Source organism: Superficieibacter electus (assembly GCF_002915575.1).
In the GTDB taxonomy this organism is placed as follows: Bacteria; Pseudomonadota; Gammaproteobacteria; order Enterobacterales; family Enterobacteriaceae; genus Superficieibacter; species Superficieibacter electus.
In genome coordinates this window covers 136,174-155,521 of record NZ_PQGD01000015.1, presented here as the reverse complement: position 1 = coordinate 155,521, position 19,348 = coordinate 136,174, and the positions used below count along the sequence as shown (strand labels likewise).

The following is a 19,348-nucleotide window of genomic DNA, read 5'->3' as shown; positions in this document are numbered from 1 at the left end:
GCCCCCCGCCCCGAGGCTCACGAAACCCGCTTGTAATAAAAAACTCCCCCATACTTTTTCTTGGTTTTTCTGGCGTTTTTCTTCCGGGGCTTGGGGGGCCGGTGGCGGGTCCCCCATGAGGCTAGATCAGCGGCTGGAACGTCTCGCAGGCGCTCATGGTGGGATACACCATCTTGTCATGACACTGACCAACAAACTCTGTCCCGGCTTTCACGCAGTAACGCTGGCAGAATTTACACTGGTTTTTGCGCACAAACGCCGCGCAGCCATTAATCGGCGAATCCAGCAAAACCCGCTGCTGTGACTGTTCACAGGTGCCTTTAAACACATCAAACGGCGCGCATTTCTGGCAGTCGTTGCAGGTATATTCCATGCTCATTTAAATTTCCTCATACTCGGTGCGGGAAATAATTTCATCCTGAATCGGTTTCGACAATTCAACCCAATATTGTGTAAACCCAGCCACACGCACCATCAGGTCGCGATAGTTGCCCGGATTTTCCTGTGCGTCTTTCAGCATCCGCGAATCGACGATATTGAACTGGATGTGATAGCCACCCTTGTCCATATAGGCGCGGATCAGCTCCTGAAGCTTCTTCGACCCCTGAACACCTTTGATCGCCGACGGGTGGATTTTGGTGTTCAGTTGGGTGTTCATAAAGTCGGAGTGATCGATACAGGTCGCCGAGTTAAACACCGCATACGGGCCGCTCACGTCGGTGCCCGGATACGGCGACTGTGCGCCATCCGCCAATGTTAAACCGGTCAGACGTCCGTCCGGCGAGGCAACGCAGGCCTGACCCAGCGGACCGTGAGTGGTAACGGACAGCATGCACGGCACCCACGGACGACCGAAGACATCCTTCACTTCCGGCACGATATCGCGGAAATACTCCACCACATCGCGGTAAATATCATCGACATACGGCTCGTCGTTGCCGAACTTCGGTGCGCTCATACACAGGGAATGCAGGCGCGCCCACTTATTGTTCACGCGTTTCTGGTCAAACATGGAGTAGTTGCCAGTTTCCGCCACGCTCTGGTAGCCGAAGTTGTTCTCCAGCGCCGCTTTCAGCTCGTCGAGCGTAAATTTCTGCTCGTCGAAAATATTCTTCTTCATCGACGCCAGCGAGTTGGTCAGGTTAACCTGACCGGAGATCCAGGTGGTGAAGCAGCGGTTATAGCGGCTGCCACCACGGTCGATATCCAGACCGGAATCGATGCAATCGGCCATCAGCGCGGAGTAGAAAATCGGGTTATCGACATCAAAGGTTGAGGCTGACTTGATGTTGAACATCTCTTCAAATAGCACCACCACTTCACGGAAGTAGTATTTAAACTGGCTCATCACCTGTTCAAAGTTGTCCAGCGGCAGGCCGTGAGATTCAAATACGCGGGTGTTAGTGCGCGGATCGACGCCGTCCCACAGCACCAGCTCGAGGATTTTCGGCATATTGATAAAGCCAACGCCGGTGGAGCTGTAAGAGCCTGCGCCGATTTCGCCATTGACCAGCGCACCGGGCTGGATTTCCAGGCAGCCGCCGATGGTCCAGGCGCGCGCGTCCTCCAGGGAGATTTTTTCTTCGCCGAAGGTTTTCATTAAGTATTCAATCGCCACGCGGTTGTTGACCCAGGCCGGGAAGCCGGAGCCTGTTTTATTACACTCGACGGCTTTCAGCACAAACTTATCGCTAAGCTTGCTATCGTAGAGCATAGAGAGCGTCGGCTGCGGCGTGGAGCAGCGCATCGCCGCTTCCATAATCAACTCTTCCAGTTCGTTCTCCGCAGACGCGCCGTTGGCTTTCAGGCCGCCGATGCCGACGTTATTGAAAGTGCTGCCCGCCAACAGGCCGATAGTGCCGACCGCCATTGCCAGATCGATACCGGTGAATTTGACGCGCATACATTCGAGGATTTCCAGCGTCTCTTCCCGGGTGATGCGACCCTCTTTAATGTCTTTTTCCCAGAACGGGTAGAGCACCTGGCCGATGCGCCCTGGAGAGATCCCGGAGCCCTGAATTTCGTTCAGTACGGCGATATGGCAGGTCCACATCAACTGGCTGGCCTCCAGGAAGGTGCGCGGCGGATTTTCCACAATCCACGCCAGACGGTCGGCCATGTCGGTCAGTTCCTGACGAATAACCGCATCCTGCTCAATCGCCGCCATGCGCAGCGCTTCTTTAGCGTAACTGGCGATCCACGCCTGCACGCCCTCAATCACCAGAATCGTCCCCCGCCAGAAGGCAAGGCTGTCCGGCGAGCCGCCGGTGTTTTCGGCGATTTTGCGGCGGCACTTTTCCAGCATCCCTCTAAAGCCGATTTGCAGCGGATACTGGAAGTTAACCACGTTACGGCCATGACGCACGGAGGTTTCCAGGTCGGAACACATCAGCACCGCTTTTTTCATATTCAGGAACTGTTCGAAACGCGGGTGCATGGCCGCCCACATAAACGATGAGTCCTCGACGGATTTGTTTTTCCAGTAGCGGCACAGCTCGACGATAACCGGATACTCTTCGCGGCGCACGCCAAAGCGTTTAGAGATCGATAACACGTTGCCGACGCTTTCAGTGACGTTGCCACCGCCTTCGGCCACAATGGTCACATCTTCAAGACTTTTGGTGGCGGCTTTTGCGGACTCGGTTTCCATCTGCTCTGCGCTGTTGAGCGGAAAGCGGTTGGAGGTCCACGGCATGATGTACGCGCCACGTACGTAGCGGGTTTTCTGCATTGCCAGCAGCTCGCCGCGGGTGATCATCGGCGTCAGGTGTTCGAAGCCGCATTTCAGCGCCATTGAGCGGCGCAGCATCGGATGATGGCCTTCGGCTTCGATCCATTTTTGGGTGTACCAGTACGTAAACTCGGTATCCAGCGATACCTTCGCTTCGTAGTAGTCATCCAGCAATTTCTGCGCACGCGCAGAGCCGCTGACTTTGATTTCCCGGTCCATCACCTCTTCGGGTGCTTTTCCGTACTGAAAACTGAGGGGGAGAGATCCCTGATTACGCTGTTCTGAATCCAACATGGCCTTGCACTCCTTGTTATCGGGCTGAGCACTTTCCATCGGGAAGCGTGGCTCGTGGAGGCAACGTTATCGCGCGTAAAGTAATTAGTAAACGATCAGTTCAGTAATTATCAGGATTGATTGACCCGACGCAAAAAGTTTTGTAACCGGCAATATAAGTAAGAATGATTTGCATTATTGCTGACTGGCAGGAAAGAAACTGGCAGAAGGAGGAAAGGGTGGAACACCTGCAGGCCTGTGCAAGCGCAGCGCCGCCAGGCACAACGTCCACGGCGTTACGGTGATGAATGAGGAAAGGGCGGAACACCTGCAGGCCTGTGCAAGCGCAGCACCGGCAGGCACAACGTCCACGGCGTTACGGTGATGAATGAGGAAAGGGTGAAACACCTGCAGGCCTGTGCAAGCGCAGCACCGGCAGGCACAACGTCCACGGCGTTACGGTGATGAAGGAGGAAAGGGTGAAACACTTGTAGGCCTGTGCAAGCGCAGCGCCGCCAGGCACAACATCCACGGTGCCACATTTTTGAATAGCCTGACGCTTCCCCCATTAAAGGAGGAAAGCGTCAGCAAGTTAGCTTAAGAAATTCACCAGCGCCGCGCACAGCACCGCCGCAATCGCCGTTTGTGGCGAATGGCTTGCCGCTGCGCCCGCTTCGACGCTGCCCGACACAATATGAATTAATGATTCCAGCATGATGGCTCTCCCGTGTTACCGGGTCAGATCATACTCAACTCATCGACACAGTAAAGTACAAAAATGCAGCAATTTGCGCTGGGCGCGCCCTTTTTTACATAACGCTAATCTGCTATTCCATGCCCAGCTCTTTCAGCTTACGCGTCAGGGTATTTCGCCCCCATCCCAACAGTCGGGCCGCTTCCTGTTTATGTCCCTGAGTATGACGTAGCGCGGTGGTTAACAGCGTGCGTTCCAGCTCAGGCTGCGCTTCGGAGAGCAGATCCTGATGGCCGGAACGCAGGGCGCGGTCGGCCCATTGCGCCAGCAGCGTTGCCCAGCTATCCGGGTGCGTCTGCGAAGGGCTGTCCGGAACGCTGGTCTCAAACAGTTCGCCCGGCAGATCCTGAATCAGCACTTCCTGGCCCGCCGCCATTACCGTCAGCCAGCGGCAGGTATTTTCCAGCTGGCGCACGTTACCCTGCCAGGCCAGCCGCGTGAGCGCCGCTTCCGTTTCCGGATGAAGCTGCTTGGTCTCCACGCCCAGCTCGCGCGCGGCAACCTGCAGGAAATGGCGCGCCAGACGCGGGATATCTTCCCGACGTTCGCGTAACGGCGGCAAATGTACGCGGATCACATTCAGACGGTGAAACAGGTCTTCACGAAACTTTCCTTCCTGCACGCGTAGCTCAAGATTCTGATGCGTGGCTGCAATGATCCGCACGTCCACCTGTACCGGCGCGTAGCCGCCCACCCGATAAAACTGACCGTCCGCCAGCACGCGTAACAACCGGGTCTGAACATCCAGCGGCATATCGCCAATTTCATCCAGAAACAGCGTCCCACCATCGGCCTGCTCAAAACGCCCCTGCCGGACGGTATTGGCACCAGTAAACGCGCCTTTTTCATGGCCGAACAGTTCGGACTCGATCAAATCTTTGGGAATTGCCGCCATATTCAGAGCGATAAACGGTGCTTTTGCCCTCGGGCTATGGCGGTGCAGGGCGTGCGCCACCAGCTCTTTTCCGGTTCCGGACTCGCCGTTAATCAGCACGCTTATTGATGACCGGGAGAGGCGGCCAATAATGCGAAACACATCCTGCATTGCTGGCGCTTCGCCAATGATATCGGTCGTCGGGCCGTTCACCTGCACGTTGCGCGGCTGCTGCTGTTCCTGATAATGGCTGATTGCCCGCTCGACCAGCGCCACCGCTTCGTCAATATCAAAGGGTTTAGGCAGATAATCAAACGCACCCTGCTGATAGGCACTGACGGCGGCGTCCAGATCTGAGTGGGCCGTCATTATGATGACCGGAAGCATCGGGTGACGCTGTTTAATTTGTTTTAACAGCGCCAGACCGTCCATTCCCGGCATCCGGATATCGGAAAGCAGAACGTCCGGCGTTTTGCTGGCCAGTGCGTCCAGGACGTCGCTACCGCTTTCATAAGTAATGCAGGTTAACCCGGCACCGGTCAGCGCGCGTTCAAGCACCCAACGGATGGAGCTATCGTCATCGACTACCCAGACTATCCCTCGTTGCATAAACTCACGCCTCTATTTTTTAATGGGCAGGTACACCGAAAACTCGGTATGACCCGGCCAACTGGTAAATTCAATTTTTCCGCTATGTTGATCTATCAAACTGCGGGCAATAGATAAGCCCAGACCCGTTCCGCCTTCACGGCCGCTGACCATCGGATAAAACAGCGTATCCTGAAGATGCGAGGGAATGCCGGGGCCGTTATCTTCAACATCAATACGCGCGGCCAGGCGGTAGCGCACGCCATGCAGCGTCAACTGAAAGGCCGTGCGGGTGCGTAACGTAATTTCTCCGCCTTCCGGACCCAGCGCCTGCAACGCATTGCGAACCACGTTTAACAATACCTGCTCAATCTGATCAGGGTCATGCGGTAACTCCGGCAGGCTGGGATCGTAATCCCGCACCAGTTTGACGTTCTCCGGCAGTTCCATCGACACCAGCTTTACCACGCGTTCAGCCACTTTATGGATGCTTTCTGTCACGTGCAGACCGGGCTGCTGCGGCCCCAGCAGACGGTCAACCAGATTACGCAGACGGTCAGCCTGCTCAATAATGACGTTGGTGTACTCGGTAAGCGACGGATCGGGCAGCGCTTTACTCAGCAATTGTGCCGCGCCACGCAGGCCGCCTAGCGGGTTTTTAATCTCATGCGCCAGGCCTCGCACCAGATCGCGGGCGGCGACTTGCTGCGCATGCTGTAGCTGCTCCTGGCTCAGACGGCGCTGATTATCCATCGGGGCCATCTCCAGCAAGATCATGCCATCCGGCAAGCGCTGCGCCGTCAGAGAAAGAATATGCGAGCGTCCGTCAATAACCAGCGTGACTTCGTTATCGGTAAAACCCTGCCCGGCGCGCAGACTTTCCTGCATCAACCCGACATTAAGGGAAAAATAACTCAGTAGTTCCGGCAATGGCGTACCAAATAATTTACGCGAGCTTTGTGCCAGTAGCTGTTGCGCCGCCGGATTGGCGTAATGGACCGCCAGGTCGTCATCGACCAGCAGAATACTGTTAATTAATGAGTTGAGGATCTGCCCAGCATCGGGCAGCACGCCAGTTGCCATTTAGCAGTCTCCTTAGTGTGCACCAAATGAGTGCAGTATAAGCATAAGTGGATAAAACGGGCGTTTTTGGTGGAGAAAAAAGCCCATCTGGAGATGGGCTAAACGTTTCCACGGCAACTAACAAATAAGCGTCAAATTACACGCTGTAGTACAGCTCAAATTCTACCGGGTGCGGTGTCATGCGTACGCGGTCGTTTTCTTCACGGCGCAGCGCGATGTAAGCATCGATCGCTTCATCAGTGAAAACGCCACCAGCGGTCAGGAACTCGCGGTCCAGATCCAGCTCGTTCAGCGCTTCTTCCAGAGAGCCTGCAACCTGTGGGATCTCTTTCGCTTCTTCCGGCGGCAGGTCATACAGGTTTTTGTCCATCGCTTCGCCCGGGTGGATCTTGTTCTTGATACCGTCAAGGCCAGCCATCAGCAGCGCAGCAAAGCACAGGTACGGGTTAGCGGCCGGGTCCGGGAAGCGCACTTCAATACGACGCGCTTTCGGCGAGGCAACTACCGGAATACGGATAGAGGCAGAACGGTTACGGGCAGAGTAGGCCAGCATAACCGGTGCTTCATAGCCCGGGACCAGACGCTTGTAGGAGTTAGTGGTCGGGTTAGACAGGGCGTTGATGGCTTTCGCGTGTTTAATCACACCGCCAATGTAGAACAGCGCCTGCTCAGACAGACCGGCGTATTTGTCGCCAGAGAACAGGTTGGTACCGTTTTTGGACAGTGACATATGGCAGTGCATGCCGGAACCGTTATCGCCGAACATTGGTTTTGGCATAAAGGTCGCGGTCTTACCGAAGCGGTGCGCCACGTTATGCACGACATATTTGTAAATCTGAATTTCGTCCGCTTTCTTGGTCATGGTGTTAAAGCGGGTGGCGATTTCGTTCTGGCCGGCAGTCGCGACTTCATGGTGATGCGCTTCAACAACCAGGCCCAGCTCTTCCATGATCAAACACATGGTAGAGCGGATGTCCTGTGAGGAATCAACCGGCGGAACCGGGAAATAGCCGCCTTTCACGCCCGGGCGGTGGCCTTTGTTACCACCTTCGTATTTGGTGGTGGAGTTCCAGGCACCTTCGATATCGTCAATAGCAACGTGAGAGCCGGAGATAGACGCGCCGAAACGGATGTCGTCAAACAGGAAAAATTCTGGTTCTGGCCCGAACAGCACGGTGTCTGCGATGCCAGTAGAGCGCAGGTATTCTTCAGCGCGTTTAGCAATAGAACGCGGATCGCGGTCATAGCCCTGCAGCGTGCCCGGCTCCAGGATATCACAACGAATAATCAGGGTGGACTCTTCGTAGAACGGGTCAATGAGCGCGGTAGAGGAATCCGGCATCAGCACCATGTCTGATTCGTTAATGCCTTTCCAGCCACCAATCGAGGAGCCATCAAACATTTTGCCTTCTTCAAAGAATTCGGCATTTACCTGATGCGCAGGAATCGTGACGTGCTGTTCTTTACCTTTGGTATCGGTGAAGCGCAGATCGACAAACTTCACTTCATGTTCATTCAGCATCGTCAAAACGTGTTCAGCGGACATACTTTAACTCTCCCCGGATTCGGTCATTGTCGTCGTGGTAACGAGGTATTCAAAACGGCCTGACTGGCGTTATCGTGTTAAAAAAGATAAAGCGAAATCTGTGCCAACTTTCAAATGCCCCCCAAAAGGCGCTATCATGCGCACCATAGTGCAAAAGGGCTGCACCATAAGCGTTGCGTTGCACCAGTATAGTGCACCTATGTGAACATAAGGCACCATATTGGTGCAATTTGCGTTATGGCAGCCTGATTCGCTTCGTGAAAGCGATCACAAACGAACTCTGCAACACTTGTTTGCGGAGGATCTTTGTGATCCTGTTTTGTAGTGCGATTAATCCGTGTACAATAACGCGCTATTTCTAATGCCTGAGGCAAAGTTGTGATCGAAAATTTGCGTAACATCGCCATCATTGCTCACGTTGACCATGGTAAAACTACCCTGGTTGACAAGCTGCTCCAACAATCTGGTACTTTCGGTGAGCGTGCCGAAACTCAAGAGCGTGTGATGGACTCCAACGATTTGGAGAAAGAGCGTGGGATTACCATCCTCGCGAAAAACACCGCTATCAAATGGAACGACTACCGTATCAACATCGTTGATACCCCGGGGCACGCCGACTTCGGTGGTGAAGTTGAGCGCGTCATGTCCATGGTAGACTCCGTGCTGCTGGTCGTTGATGCAATGGATGGTCCGATGCCGCAGACGCGCTTCGTGACCAAAAAAGCCTTTGCGCATGGCCTGAAGCCTATTGTTGTTATCAACAAAGTTGACCGTCCGGGCGCGCGTCCTGACTGGGTTGTTGACCAGGTATTTGACCTGTTCGTTAACCTCGACGCGACCGACGAGCAGCTGGATTTCCCTATCGTTTACGCTTCTGCGCTGAACGGTATTGCAGGTCTGGATCACGAAGATATGGCGGAAGACATGACGCCGCTGTATCAGACTATCGTCGATCGTGTACCGGCACCGAACGTTGACCTTGATGGTCCGTTGCAGATGCAGATCTCCCAGCTTGATTACAACAACTACGTTGGCGTTATCGGCATCGGTCGTATCAAGCGCGGTAAAGTGAAGCCTAACCAGCAGATCACTATCATTGATAGCGAAGGCAAAACCCGTAACGGTAAAGTCGGTAAAGTACTGACCCACCTGGGTCTGGAACGTATCGAAAGCGACGTGGCTGAAGCGGGCGATATCATCGCCATCACCGGTCTGGGTGAGTTGAACATCTCCGACACCATCTGCGATCCGCAGAATGTCGAAGCACTGCCAGCGCTGTCTGTCGATGAGCCGACCGTGACCATGTTCTTCTGCGTTAACACCTCTCCGTTCTGCGGCAAAGAAGGTAAGTACGTTACCTCTCGTCAGATCCTTGACCGCCTGAACAAAGAGCTGGTGCACAACGTGGCGCTGCGTGTTGAAGAAACCGAAGATGCTGATGCCTTCCGCGTTTCTGGCCGTGGTGAACTGCATCTGTCTGTTCTTATCGAAAACATGCGTCGTGAAGGTTTCGAGATGGCGGTTTCCCGTCCGAAAGTTATCTTCCGTGAAATCGATGGCCGTAAACAAGAGCCGTTCGAAAACGTGACGCTGGACGTCGAAGAGCAGCATCAGGGTTCTGTCATGCAGGCCCTGGGCGAGCGCAAAGGCGACCTGAAAAACATGAATCCAGACGGTAAAGGCCGCGTACGTCTCGACTACGTGATCCCAAGCCGTGGTCTGATCGGTTTCCGTTCAGAATTCATGACCATGACCTCCGGTACCGGTCTGCTGTACTCCACTTTCAGCCACTACGACGACGTTCGTGCGGGTGATGTGGGCCAGCGTCAGAACGGCGTACTGATCTCCAACGGTCAGGGTAAAGCGGTTGCGTTTGCGCTGTTCGGTCTGCAGGACCGCGGCAAGCTGTTCCTGGGTCACGGTGCGGAAGTGTATGAAGGCCAGATCATCGGTATTCACAGCCGTTCTAACGACCTGACGGTAAACTGCCTGACCGGTAAAAAACTGACCAACATGCGTGCTTCCGGTACTGACGAAGCCACCACGCTGGTTCCGGCGCAGAAAATGACCCTGGAGCAGGCTCTGGAGTTCATCGATGACGACGAACTGGTCGAAGTTACGCCGGTTTCCGTACGTATTCGTAAACGTCACCTGACGGAAAACGATCGTAAACGTGCGAACCGTGGTCCGAAAGAAGCGTAATTAACGCTTATTGAAAATATAAAACCCCGACAGAGTGGAAGCTCTCCGGGGTTTTTTAATACGCCTCCAGGGCAAGTAAATTCGTCAAAAAATCCGCAATCGCAGGTGTATTGTTATCGCCTGTCACCATATCCGCACACGCTTTTGCCCGTGTGCTGGCATTCCCCATGGCAATGCCTAATCCGGCAAGATGGAGCATTTCCGCGTCATTGTCATTATCGCCAAACGCAATCACGTCACGCATCGCGATATGTTGTTGCTGTGCATATCGGGCGAGGCTTTGCCCTTTACTACAGTTAGCCTGAATAATGTCGAGCTGATAACGCCACGACCATGTGCAGGTCAGGTTCAACTCGTGTTGTACATAATCAGCAATATGATGAAGCTGCTCAAGTTGCCGATGAACAATACTGATTTGCCAGATATTTTCCCTGACATTCAGCGCATCGCCTCCTGTCATCACCCGATCGTCGGCAAGAATAGTCGGTTTAAGTGGGTGGATTTTGGTGATTATGCTTTCCGCCTGTGAATGCATAATCGGCAGGGTATAAAGATAATGCTGGTGGGCCGGTTGATAAATATAGCTGCCGTTACAACAAATCATCGGCTCAGTCAGCGCCAGCATCTGATAATAATCAAACGCTTGTATATGCGAACGTCCGGTAACAAGGATGATCTTATAGCTCATTGCCTGTAGCTGGCGAAGCACCGCTTGCGATGCTGGCAGAATATGCTTATTACGGTTCAGCAGCGTCCCATCAAGGTCAAAAGCAATTAAACGCCAGGACATGAGCGTCTTATCCGATAACAACGTGAAGTCTCTAACTGATCCAGTAATGTAATATCGTGACGGTGTTGATAAGCCAGAAAGCAATGGCATTGTTTAGCCTGGCAGGCGGGAGCATGACGTTGTTGCTGATACATATTACCTATTTTAATTTTGCTCAGATGGCAGGCAAAAAGGTCGCCTTCAGCATTCATAAAAACACTCTTTCTGCCCGCAGAGCAGGCAGTGAGTTGAGCAGGCCATGTCTGCGTTTCGATGCTATACAATGGGTCCAGTGTGCTGAATATTGCGTTCGCCTCAGCAGTATTCCTGGTGTTAGTACACTCATTGGCATTGAACCAAAGATAAATATCGCCCGGCAGTTGCTGGCGTAACCAGCGAAACGTCTCAATATCTTTCAGGTTGGCAACCGCTCCCACGCAGAAGGTTATTCCGGCGGCGGAGAGTGCCTGACATTGTGTCAGAAAACGCGCTGCGTTGATTTGTGAGGGATGAAAAGAGCACCACAGACGCAGTTTGCTAATATCACCGCCGCCTGTGTGAAACGCGTCTAACAGCGTGGCTAACGAAAATGCGGCATTCGTTTGTATCCCCACCGCTTCAACATGTGGATAGCGGCTAATCTCCGCCAGCGCATCCATATAATAACGCAACCGCAATGCTTCACCATAAGGTGTAATCATCACATTCAATGGCGTACCTAAAAGAGGCAAATGTTTAACCATACGCCATAGCGCTGCTTCATCGCGTTTTTTATCATTGTGGACGTGTTTATGAAACGGACAGTAGCTGCAATGATAATTACAGGATTTAAGATACCCGCGATAAAATAATGTATGAATGTCGCGAAAAGTCATCGCTTCCGGTTCTCCCGTAGCATCACTTCGGAAGAAATAAACATCGGGCCGAGGCGATCGGACAATGCCATACCTGATTCTGTTAATCGCAGGCGATCATGGTATTGATAACAGCATTGCTGCTGGATAAATGTTTGCAGATCGGGAAAATCTTTCAGTGCCTCACTGCCAAAATGCTGACGATAATCCGTTAATGAAAGCCCTTGCCAAAAAAACAGGTTTTTAATAATAAACCGGCGCTTCATTTCATCGTCAGAAAGGACATAACCATGTTTGATGGTTGTTTTATCTTCGCAATCGATAAAGTCCTGAATGATTTTTTGCGATGCCTGCTGGTTCGCCGACCAGGGCGTACAATAATGCAGGTTGCTGAGGTAGCTTCTGCCGCCCGCGCCGAGCGCCAGTGAGTTTTCAAAGCCGCAGCTTTTCGCCGCCGCTGACGGTGCCGGAGCCAGAACAAAGCGGCGCATAGAGGTCTGCGTGTAGCCCGCATTGCGCAGCCGATCGCGGGCTACCACATAACTGCTGTGCATATTCTGCTGGCGCGGCATATTGTAAAGCGGGTAGAGGAAGATCTCTTCCGGCTGATAGCAGAGCGCCTGATTGAGCGATGCCGTCAGGCTTTCATGCGTCTGCCCTGGAATGCCATAAATAATATCAATATTAAGCGATGGGAAATCCCCGTCCTTCAGCCATTCCAGCGCCTGACGCGCGCTGGCGGCGCTGTGGCGGCGATGGAGCGTTTTTAGTTCATCATCGTTAAAGCTCTGCACGCCGATGCTCACGCGGTTCACGGCGAAATCGTTTAACAGCGCGATTTTTTCCGGCGTGGTGTCCGACGGGGAGGTTTCGATGGTTTTATAAATGTCCCGGTCAATATTCAGGGTGGCAAAAACCGAGGTGAACAGGGTGTGCAGTTGCCCGACATTCAGCAGCAGCGGCGTACCGCCACCCACGGTAAAACTGGCCCAGTCAACCGGGGCTAAATCCATCTGCTGGCACTGGGTGACAATCGCGGCGATGTACCGATCGATAAACCCGCTTTCCGCCCCGGTGCAGGTAAACAGGTTGCAAAACCCGCAGCGGCTCTGGCAAAACGGCATATGAACATAAAGATGCGTCTCCTGTTCATAAAGGCGCGATTTAACCTCATGAAAATTTATCCCCGTCAGCGCCCGATACGCCTTCTTATGCGGATAGCTGTACATATACTGGCGGTAAATATCGTTATTATTCATATCATTCATCATGCGTTAACAAAAAGTGCATCCAGGGAACGGTATTGACGATGGGATGGTTGAAGCTGTGGAAATACTTACCGTCTTCGCCGTAACAGGTGCCGTGATCGGAGCAGAGGAGCACCAGCGTATCGCGCCCGGTCGCGCGGAAAATATTCAGCAACTCGTCAATGCGCGCGTCAATATAGCGCAGCGCCGCGGCATGAGTTTCCAACGTATCGCCAGGTTTCGCGCCCTCGACGTAAAAATGGTTGGGATAGTGGAGGGTATCGACATTGATATACATCATTACCGGTTGCTCGCTGGCGCGCGCCGGCACAATCTTTTCAATAAAGTGGATCTGGTTATCCAGACTTTCTTTTACCGTGCAGGCGAAGCGCGGGTTCCAGTAACTCTCTTTAAACAGCGCCGGAAACACTTTTCCCATCCCGGAGCGCTTATTAAAGAACGAGACTCCGCCAATACACAGCGTGTGATAGCCCTGCTTTTCCAGCCCTTCTATCCAGGTCGCCTCGGAAAAAGCAAACGCGTTCTCCGGCCCCTTTCTGCCCAGCCCGATATCTTTCGGGAAAAACAGCATATTATGAGCGGCTGCGCCTTCCAGCGGTTTCGGCATAAAACCGGAAAACATCGAATGGTGCGACGGCCAGGTAAAGTTACCGGCAGCTTCGCACTTCACCCATTGTCCGTAGCGGTTAATATGCGGCGTATGGCCCGCCGATTGCGCCTGAATCGCAATGTCGTAGCGTAAAGAGTCCAGCACAATAAACAGAATATTGGTGTTATTGCTAATCAGCGTATTCATATTAAACCCGCCGTTGCTTTGAGCGGCGCTGGTGCGTAATGCGGCGGGGACTTCATCCATTGAATTATACATACTGGCTCCTTATCGCCTGAATTTGCGCCCGATAAATATGATTCTCGTTCTGCGCATCCTGGTAAATCAGATCGCCCTGACCGTTAATTTCAATAATATACGGCGTCAGGTTGCGGGTGAGTAAAACATCGATACCGGCAAGACGAATATCGGGAAAAAGCTGTATGGCGTTCAGGCAAAGGGCGTCGATCTCCGCGACCTTTGCGGCGGATAATCCCAGGCTGGCGAACTCACTGGCCTGGTTTTGCAGATGCAGGTTGGTGATCGGCTGCGATGACGTTCTGACCACCCGCCAGAGTATTTTGCCGTCCATACAGACCACGCGCAGATCGTAGCTTTTGCCGTTCACGCTGGCTTTCGGCAGCCAGCATTCGACGATATTCTCCTGTTGCAGCACGGCGCTAATAATGCGGCGAATTTGTACATCATCCTGATAAGAATGAATTTTATTGCTATTGAACAGCCGTGATCCGTCGATGGCGATCGCGCAATAAAGCACCTGGCGGATGCCGTCGGGATGCCGCCGCCAGGCAATGACGCCCGCCGCGCCGGAACCCAGCGTTGGTTTGATAAACATGCGGGTTATTTTGCTGGCCTGCATAATGGCGAGCAGTTGCTCCACGCTGCCGACGTTTTCTGCGACCAGCGGCGGCGTGGGAATACCGTGTTCAATTAAGCGTTTTTTACAGATTTTTTTATCCAGCAGTGAGATTAAGCCCGCCGGATGATTCACATAATTAACGTTTTTACGCGCCGCCATCGCCTGCAAAAAGCGAATATATTCCTGACTTAGCGCGTTTATCTGACAAATATCGGTTTCGCTATGCACCGGCGGATCGATTTTTACCGCGCCGGTCAGCGTCGCCGTCAGCGCCTGCGAATATGTCAGCACGGTAACAGGGGTTTTAAGCGCTCTGGCCGCCTGCATAAAATAATACGTGCGCTTACTTTGCGGTGAACCAATGAGCGTAATCATAAATAAATCCCTTTATTAATGAATACAGGGAATGCAGGCATTCCCCTTATTTTTATTCGGTAATCATTGCATGAATATACCGGTCTCCATGACATGCGTCAGACATATCAATGTCTATTGACAGCGCTGCCAGCAGCTTCTTCTGCATTTCCGGCGTCAGGTAGTGATAATGCAGGTCGAGTTTTTCCAGATGCTGAAGGCGCTCTTTATGCTCCAGCAGTGCTTCGCCTCCTTTGTCCGTTAACGTACCGCATGACAGTTCCAGTACCTTAAGCTGTGGCAGGATATCGCTCTGTAGAACACGGCGGGCAATCTCATCCTGTTCTCCGCTGTTCATCAACCCCAGATGCGTCAGGGCAGGGAAAAGGTCTTTCGACGCCAGCGCCATGACGTCATCCAGTGAGCCATCAAAGCCATAGTCTTCTATACCCAGATAGAGTTTTAGCGTTTTCAATGCAGGGAGGCGCGCATTTTTTAGCTCGGACAGTACGTTTGAATGCAGGCCGCCAGAGATGATCTCCAGATGTTCCAGCTTTTCATGATGAATGTCACCCAATTGCAGATCTTGTGCACCTTTAATAATCAGTGTTTTCAGGCCAGGCAGGGCGGCGTAGAGCCTGGAATAATCACCTTGCTGAATCCAGGAGATCTCGCAATCTTCGCTCTCCATATCACCAATAAACAGCGATTCGAGATGAGAAAAACGGGAAGCGTGCTCAACAAGCATATCAATAATATACTGGGAGGACTCACTCTCGAAAGGGTCTCCCCAGTTGCCAATGATCAACGAGTGAATCTCAGGAAGTGATTCATCGTTTAAAATTAGATCAGTTAACTTGTCTAACCCATCATCCCAATCAATATTAAATCGCTTTTCCATTAGTTTCCCTTCTCTATAATAGCGGACAGATGAAATATCATCGTGATATTATCATGGTGCTTAGGGATTGAGTATCGGGATAGTGTTTATGATACCGGACACTGAACGTTATTGTTTTTATGTCCGGTCAGGTTTACATCAGAAAAAATATTTCGCGCCTATACGGATTTGGTTCTGCTCTCGATGATACGGTTCCACATTGCGATCTAACCAGCGCAGCTCAAAGTAAGGTAGCCAGTGCTTATCAAGGCGATAACGAAAGGTATAGGAAAATTTATCTGTAATAATGAAATTCCAGTAATTACCTATTTCATAGGTGTCGTTATTATCTCGATCGCCGTTTAAGTCAACTGAGCTATAGTTATTATGATTATAGCGGTTGCGCACAGTAAGATTAAACCACGGCGTAAACTTGTAGTTGACTTCCAGATAGGCAGCGCCGCTGGAGCTAATGCTCTTGTCGGTAATCAACCCGCCTGGTTGAATGGTTAACCTGTCTGTCGGTTTAAAGAGCGGATACCAGCCCTCAATTTCATTGTAACCATGCTTTAATTCATCTTCACGCTGTAGTGTGTAGGTATTAGTAAGCATGATACCTGCTCCCATATCGAAGTTATAGCCGGCGCGCAGCATAATTTCCTGCTGATCGGAGGCCAGATTATATGCCTCACGATTTTCCACGTAAGCCCCGGCAAAAACAGAGGTCGATATAAGAGAGGATAACATTATGGTAATAGTTATTTTTTCATAATAAATCCATGTTTTAAGCGTAGGAATACCGCCCACCCAAGAGGATAGGTGAAGCGGTAGTGTTAGTTATATGTTTACGCTGGATATTACTTCTGGGTTATTAGTTGTATTATCTTTTTTGCGCTTGCTAATTTCCTCTATAATAAAAGAAAAACGTGCTTCATTGAGCTTATAAAATAATCCCATAGTAACAGCAGCAATAATCGCCAGAACACATGGCCAAATAAAAATAAGCTGGCGTAAGCCAAGCAACGTTGTTTCACTTTGCATGATATTGGGTACATAACCGATTTGTGTGAGCATAATACCAGGCAGAAAGCCTGCCAGCGCCGCCGAGATTTTACGGGAAAAGGTGTAGCCGGTATAAACGGAGCCTTCAGCACGGATTCCCGTTTTCCATTCACCGTAATCCACCGTATCCGGGACCAGCGCCCAGTTCAGACTATTAACAAAAGCGGTGCCAAAAAAAGCCATGCAGGAGAAGATCACAAACAGGAACGAGGTTCCACCCCAGATAAAGTTAAGGATATCGCCAGCCGCCCAGAGTATCAGGCCGCCAAGGTAAACCTGTTTTTTACCGAAGCGTTTTACCGTTGCTGGTACCAGTAACACACCAATCAAAATACATCCCATACTGAAAAAGCCCATCCATGACAGCAAATGAATGTCGTTGAGCACGTACTGCGTGTAATAGACCTGAATTGCCAGTTTGATGTTAAAGGCGGCCAGCGTGCACAGGTTGGCAACGCAGAGCACCAGCAGAGGAGGATTATGGAAAATCGCGCAGAATGATTTCAACATACTGGGTTTATGCGTGTCGGGCACGGTTTCAATATATCGCTCTTTTACGCCGCTAAAACACCACCACATACACATCAATCCACATACTGAAAAAATGACGGCTGCAATCAGATAGCCCAGCGAAGGGATGTTAACGAAAAGCGCCTGAATGGGCATAAAGCCAACGGTACATAGCAATAAGCCGATAGTGGCTCCACCCTGACGCCATGCGGCAAGCTGGGCGCGTTCGTTTGAGTTTTTGGTGATGGCTGGCACCATTGCGCCGTAGGAGCAGTTCATCAGGCTGTAGCACAAGCCGAATAACATAAACAATACCGTTGCCAGCGTGGTTTTCACCGTGAGGCTAAAATCGGTGGCAAAAAATTGCAGGGTAGTCACCAGCGCGACAGGAAAAGATGCGTACAAAATAAAGGGCCTGAATTTCCCCATCGCGCCAATATTACGGCGCGAATCCAGTAATACCCCGGTAAGCATATCGGTGAAGGCAGTAAAGAATTTGGCTACCAGAAAGATCATCCCACCGTACCAGGCTGGCATGCCCAGTTCGTCCGTATAAAACTTCAGCAAGTATAGCGTGCCGATACTCAGCATTAAATTAGAGCCGACATCCCCTATACCGTAAGAAAATTTTTCCCGCAGACTTAATTTTAATGTCAACGGATCATGCTCAGACATAATGACTCCCTATAACGCCCGGCAAGGCGTTATTTATTAAGCTGTACGTTTGCGGGCTTCTATTTCTTCAACAATGCGGATATACATCTTCTCATTGAGGTTGTAGAAACAGCCCATCGTAATCATGGCCAGAACGGCAAGTGCGCAGGGGTAAATGAAGATCAACTGACGTAATCCGGCGACGGTATCTGAAGATTGCACCACATTCGGTATGTAGCCAATCTGGGTCAGCATCCAGCCGGGAAAGAAACCCGCCAGTGCCTGAGACATTTTGCGAAAGAAGGTAAGGCCGGTATAAACCGTTCCTTCTGAACGTACGCCGGTACGCCATTCACCGTACTCCACTGTGTCCGAGACCATCGCCCAGTTCAGGCTGTTAACAAATGCGGAGCCAAAGAATGCTAAACAGGAGAAGGTGACAAAACTCAGTGAACTATTACCGCAGCTAAAGTTAAGAAGATCACCCACCGCCCAAATGAGCAGACCACCGATATACACCTTTTTCTTGCCGAAACGACGAACGGCGGCGGGCATAAGAAACACGCCGATAAAAATACAGCCCATGCTGAAGAAACCCATGTATGACAATAATATGGGGTCGTTCAGAACGTATTGCGTGTAATAAACCTGAATCGCGAGTTTTACGTTAAAGGCAGCCAGCGTACACAGATTCGCAATACACAGAATAAATAATGGGCGGTTGCCTGCAATCGCGCGGAACGATTGCAACAAATCAGGCTTTTGTGTGGCATTAGCGGGTTTAACCTCGACATAGCGCTCTTTAACACCGGCATAGCAGAGCCACATAAACAGCAGGCCGCATAATGAAAAAAGCGCAGCGGCAAAGCCATATTTGAGTTGGGGGCTGCCATCAATTAGGTTCATCACTGGTACAAAAGCAACCGTGCCAATAAGCAGGCCAAGCGTGGAGCCTCCTTGTCGCCAGGCCGCCAGCGAGGCGCGTTCATTGGGGTTTTTAGTGATGGCTGGCACCATTGCGCCATAAGAGCAATTCATCAGGCTGTAGCACAGCCCGTACAACATGAATAACAGCGTAGCGATAATCGTTTTTCCGGTTATCTCAAAGGGCGTACCAATAAAGTTAGCGGTGGCCAACAGGGCTACGGGCAACGCGCCATAGAGTACAAACGGGCGAAATTTGCCTTTCGGGCCGATTTTACGCCGTGAGTCGAGTACAATTCCGGTACCCATATCGGTAAAGGCAGTAAAAAATTTAGCGATTAAAAAAATGATCCCACCATAAGTTCCCGGCAGGCCAAGGACATCGGTATAAAACTTTAATAAATAGAGCGTACCGATATCGAGCAGGATATTGGAACCCAGATCGCCTATGCCATAAGCGATCTTTTCTTTAAGGGGCAAGCGTAGTGCTGCCGGATCAACAGAGGTCTGACTCATCATTGTTCTCCATTTGCCCGCGAGTTTCCCCGCGGGC

16 protein-coding genes are annotated in these 19,348 nt (G+C 51.6%); 1 reads left to right on the top strand and 15 read right to left on the bottom strand.

From position 1 onward, the window contains the following. Positions 1 to 121 precede the first annotated feature (121 nt). From CHU32_RS18770 to glnA, 6 genes are all read right to left on the bottom strand, one after another. On the bottom strand, positions 122 to 379 hold the full coding sequence (locus CHU32_RS18770) for a hypothetical protein (RefSeq protein WP_103676759.1): 258 nt from the start codon (positions 377 to 379) through the stop codon (positions 122 to 124). Beyond that, positions 380 to 3,025 (bottom strand): pyruvate formate lyase family protein, encoded by a 2,646-nt coding sequence (locus CHU32_RS18765; protein WP_176691669.1) that lies wholly within the window; start codon positions 3,023 to 3,025, stop codon positions 380 to 382. Positions 3,026 to 3,596: 571 nt separating this feature from the next. Then, the gene (locus tag CHU32_RS28155; protein ID WP_139156240.1) at positions 3,597 to 3,719 is read right to left on the bottom strand and encodes a YshB family small membrane protein; all 123 of its coding nucleotides are present in this window, start codon (positions 3,717 to 3,719) and stop codon (positions 3,597 to 3,599) included. Between the two features lie 112 nt (positions 3,720 to 3,831). Further along, the gene (gene glnG / locus CHU32_RS18760; RefSeq protein WP_103676761.1) at positions 3,832 to 5,241 is read right to left on the bottom strand and encodes a nitrogen regulation protein NR(I); all 1,410 of its coding nucleotides are present in this window, start codon (positions 5,239 to 5,241) and stop codon (positions 3,832 to 3,834) included. Between the two features lie 12 nt (positions 5,242 to 5,253). After that, positions 5,254 to 6,303: a nitrogen regulation protein NR(II) gene (gene glnL, locus CHU32_RS18755; RefSeq protein ID WP_103676762.1), complete on the bottom strand. Its 1,050-nt coding sequence runs from the start codon at positions 6,301 to 6,303 to the stop codon at positions 5,254 to 5,256. 136 nt (positions 6,304 to 6,439) lie between these two features. Further along, positions 6,440 to 7,849: a glutamate--ammonia ligase gene (gene glnA / locus CHU32_RS18750; protein ID WP_103750909.1), complete on the bottom strand. Its 1,410-nt coding sequence runs from the start codon at positions 7,847 to 7,849 to the stop codon at positions 6,440 to 6,442. Between the two features lie 378 nt (positions 7,850 to 8,227). Here glnA and typA point away from each other — a divergent pair, with 378 nt between their 5' ends. Beyond that, the gene (gene typA / locus CHU32_RS18745) at positions 8,228 to 10,051 is read left to right on the top strand and encodes a ribosome-dependent GTPase TypA (protein ID WP_103676764.1); all 1,824 of its coding nucleotides are present in this window, start codon (positions 8,228 to 8,230) and stop codon (positions 10,049 to 10,051) included. A gap of 55 nt (positions 10,052 to 10,106) precedes the next feature. On the opposite strand, the gene CHU32_RS18740 is transcribed toward typA, so the two are convergent. From CHU32_RS18740 to CHU32_RS18700, 9 genes are all read right to left on the bottom strand, one after another. Further along, on the bottom strand, positions 10,107 to 10,841 hold the full coding sequence (locus CHU32_RS18740; RefSeq protein WP_103676765.1) for an HAD-IIB family hydrolase: 735 nt from the start codon (positions 10,839 to 10,841) through the stop codon (positions 10,107 to 10,109). Then, positions 10,826 to 11,695, bottom strand: a complete 870-nt coding sequence (locus CHU32_RS18735; RefSeq protein WP_103676766.1) for an STM4011 family radical SAM protein — start codon at positions 11,693 to 11,695, stop codon at positions 10,826 to 10,828. Before CHU32_RS18735 ends, CHU32_RS18740 begins: the two co-directional genes overlap by 16 nt. Next, positions 11,692 to 12,933, bottom strand: coding sequence for an STM4012 family radical SAM protein (locus CHU32_RS18730; RefSeq protein ID WP_103676880.1), 1,242 nt, complete (start codon positions 12,931 to 12,933; stop codon positions 11,692 to 11,694). The genes CHU32_RS18735 and CHU32_RS18730 overlap by 4 nt, the downstream gene beginning before the upstream one ends. Before the next feature lies 1 nt (position 12,934). Further along, on the bottom strand, positions 12,935 to 13,810 hold the full coding sequence (locus CHU32_RS18725; protein WP_103676767.1) for an STM4013/SEN3800 family hydrolase: 876 nt from the start codon (positions 13,808 to 13,810) through the stop codon (positions 12,935 to 12,937). After that, positions 13,803 to 14,786 (bottom strand): STM4014 family protein, encoded by a 984-nt coding sequence (locus tag CHU32_RS28280; RefSeq protein ID WP_176691670.1) that lies wholly within the window; start codon positions 14,784 to 14,786, stop codon positions 13,803 to 13,805. The genes CHU32_RS18725 and CHU32_RS28280 overlap by 8 nt, the downstream gene beginning before the upstream one ends. Before the next feature lie 52 nt (positions 14,787 to 14,838). Next, on the bottom strand, positions 14,839 to 15,666 hold the full coding sequence (locus CHU32_RS18715) for an STM4015 family protein (protein WP_103676768.1): 828 nt from the start codon (positions 15,664 to 15,666) through the stop codon (positions 14,839 to 14,841). A 138-nt stretch (positions 15,667 to 15,804) separates the two neighbouring features. Then, positions 15,805 to 16,422: a porin OmpL gene (gene ompL, locus CHU32_RS18710; protein WP_425444900.1), complete on the bottom strand. Its 618-nt coding sequence runs from the start codon at positions 16,420 to 16,422 to the stop codon at positions 15,805 to 15,807. 60 nt (positions 16,423 to 16,482) lie between these two features. Further along, positions 16,483 to 17,892 (bottom strand): MFS transporter, encoded by a 1,410-nt coding sequence (locus CHU32_RS18705; RefSeq protein ID WP_103676769.1) that lies wholly within the window; start codon positions 17,890 to 17,892, stop codon positions 16,483 to 16,485. 36 nt (positions 17,893 to 17,928) lie between these two features. Continuing rightward, positions 17,929 to 19,311: an MFS transporter gene (locus CHU32_RS18700; RefSeq protein WP_103676770.1), complete on the bottom strand. Its 1,383-nt coding sequence runs from the start codon at positions 19,309 to 19,311 to the stop codon at positions 17,929 to 17,931. Positions 19,312 to 19,348 lie beyond the last annotated feature (37 nt).

Excerpts from the sequence above, each read along its gene's own strand:
- CHU32_RS18735 (WP_103676766.1), bottom strand. The coding sequence starts at position 11,695 with ATGACTTTTCGCGACATTCATACATTATTTTATCGCGGGTATCTTAAA.
- CHU32_RS18700 (WP_103676770.1), bottom strand. The coding sequence starts at position 19,311 with ATGAGTCAGACCTCTGTTGATCCGGCAGCACTACGCTTGCCCCTTAAA.
- CHU32_RS28155 (WP_139156240.1), bottom strand. The coding sequence starts at position 3,719 with ATGCTGGAATCATTAATTCATATTGTGTCGGGCAGCGTCGAAGCGGGC.
- CHU32_RS28280 (WP_176691670.1), bottom strand. The coding sequence starts at position 14,786 with ATGATTACGCTCATTGGTTCACCGCAAAGTAAGCGCACGTATTATTTT.
- CHU32_RS18705 (WP_103676769.1), bottom strand. The coding sequence starts at position 17,892 with ATGTCTGAGCATGATCCGTTGACATTAAAATTAAGTCTGCGGGAAAAA.
- glnA (WP_103750909.1), bottom strand. The coding sequence starts at position 7,849 with ATGTCCGCTGAACACGTTTTGACGATGCTGAATGAACATGAAGTGAAG.
- CHU32_RS18740 (WP_103676765.1), bottom strand. The coding sequence starts at position 10,841 with ATGTCCTGGCGTTTAATTGCTTTTGACCTTGATGGGACGCTGCTGAAC.
- glnL (WP_103676762.1), bottom strand. The coding sequence starts at position 6,303 with ATGGCAACTGGCGTGCTGCCCGATGCTGGGCAGATCCTCAACTCATTA.
- glnG (WP_103676761.1), bottom strand. The coding sequence starts at position 5,241 with ATGCAACGAGGGATAGTCTGGGTAGTCGATGACGATAGCTCCATCCGT.
- CHU32_RS18725 (WP_103676767.1), bottom strand. The coding sequence starts at position 13,810 with ATGTATAATTCAATGGATGAAGTCCCCGCCGCATTACGCACCAGCGCC.
- CHU32_RS18730 (WP_103676880.1), bottom strand. The coding sequence starts at position 12,933 with ATGAATAATAACGATATTTACCGCCAGTATATGTACAGCTATCCGCAT.
- CHU32_RS18770 (WP_103676759.1), bottom strand. The coding sequence starts at position 379 with ATGAGCATGGAATATACCTGCAACGACTGCCAGAAATGCGCGCCGTTT.
- CHU32_RS18715 (WP_103676768.1), bottom strand. The coding sequence starts at position 15,666 with ATGGAAAAGCGATTTAATATTGATTGGGATGATGGGTTAGACAAGTTA.
- CHU32_RS18765 (WP_176691669.1), bottom strand. The coding sequence starts at position 3,025 with ATGTTGGATTCAGAACAGCGTAATCAGGGATCTCTCCCCCTCAGTTTT.